This window comes from Phytopseudomonas dryadis, from assembly GCF_004327355.1.
In the GTDB taxonomy this organism is placed as follows: domain Bacteria; phylum Pseudomonadota; class Gammaproteobacteria; order Pseudomonadales; family Pseudomonadaceae; genus Aquipseudomonas; species Aquipseudomonas dryadis.
The window spans coordinates 1-1,150 of record NZ_QJUM01000066.1 but is presented as its reverse complement, the minus strand read 5'-3'; the positions used below and the strand labels follow the sequence as shown (position 1 = coordinate 1,150).

Annotated in this window: 1 protein-coding gene; it reads right to left on the bottom strand. The window is 61.7% G+C overall.

The genetic code is table 11. The annotated features are described in order from the left end of the window. Window positions 1–58: 58 nt before the first annotated feature. Window positions 59–1,150 (bottom strand): IS256 family transposase (locus DNK34_RS25240; RefSeq protein WP_131178001.1); only part of this gene is annotated, 1,092 nt, incomplete at its 5' end.

Below are 1,150 nucleotides of genomic sequence, written 5' to 3'. Positions count from 1 at the left end.
GATCGTGCCCCTGGAAGTGGTGTAACTCATCATGGCTTCGGCCACTTGAGTTTGCCGTTTAGTTGATCACGGCCGACAGCTTGGCCTGCGGATTATCGCTGACCGCCTCGAAAGCCTCCAACTGCATGTAGCGTCGTTGCAGGCACCACTCGTCGTTCTGTTCCAGCAGCATCGCCCCGACCAGCCGGATGATCGCCGGGTCGTTCGGGAAGATACCCACGACCTCGGTACGGCGCTTGATCTCGGCGTTCAGCCGTTCCAGCGGGTTGGTGCTGTGGAGCTGCTGCCGGTGCGCCTTGGGGAAGGCCATGTGCGCCAGCACTTCATCCTCGCAGCCGTCCATAAGCGCTGCGATCTTTGGGTACTTCTCGCGCAACTGGTCTGCTACCAAGCGCCATTGCTGATGGCATTCCTGGCGGCTGTCCTGGGCAAACACCGTCCGCAACAGCGCCGCCACCATGGTGCGCTGGCCCTTGCCGACATGAGCCATGGCGTTACGCATGAAGTGAACGCGGCAGCGCTGCCATGTCGCGTGGAAGACCCTGGACACCGCGGCCTTGAGCCCTTCGTGCGCGTCCGAAATCACTAGCTTCACGCCTCGTAGCCCGCGCCGCATCAGGCTTCGCAGAAAGTCCGTCCAGAACGGCTCGGCCTCCGAGGGGCCAACCCGCATGCCCAGCACCTCGCGCCCTCCATTGGTATTCACAGCCACGGCAATTATGACGGCGACCGAAACGATGCGGCCGGCCTCCCGTACCTTGACGTAAGTCGCGTCGATCCAGAGGTAGGGCCAGTCGCCCTCAAGCGGGCGGTCAAGGAAGGCATGAACGCGCTCATCGATCTCACCGGCAAGCCGTGATACTTGGCTTTTCGAGATGCCGGACATGCCCATGGCCTTAACCAACTCGTCCACCGAGCGCGTCGATACACCTTGGATGTAGGCCTCCTGAATGACCGCTGCCATAGCCTTCTCGGCAGTACGCCGTGGCTCCAGAAAACCCGGGAAATAGCTGCCTTGGCGCAGTTTGGGGATCTTCAAATCAACGTCGCCAGCACGGGTTTGCCAGAGGCGATCACGGTAGCCGTTGCGGCTGTTCAACCGGTCAGGGCTTTTGACATCGAAGCCGGCACCGCACAGGCCTTCGACGTC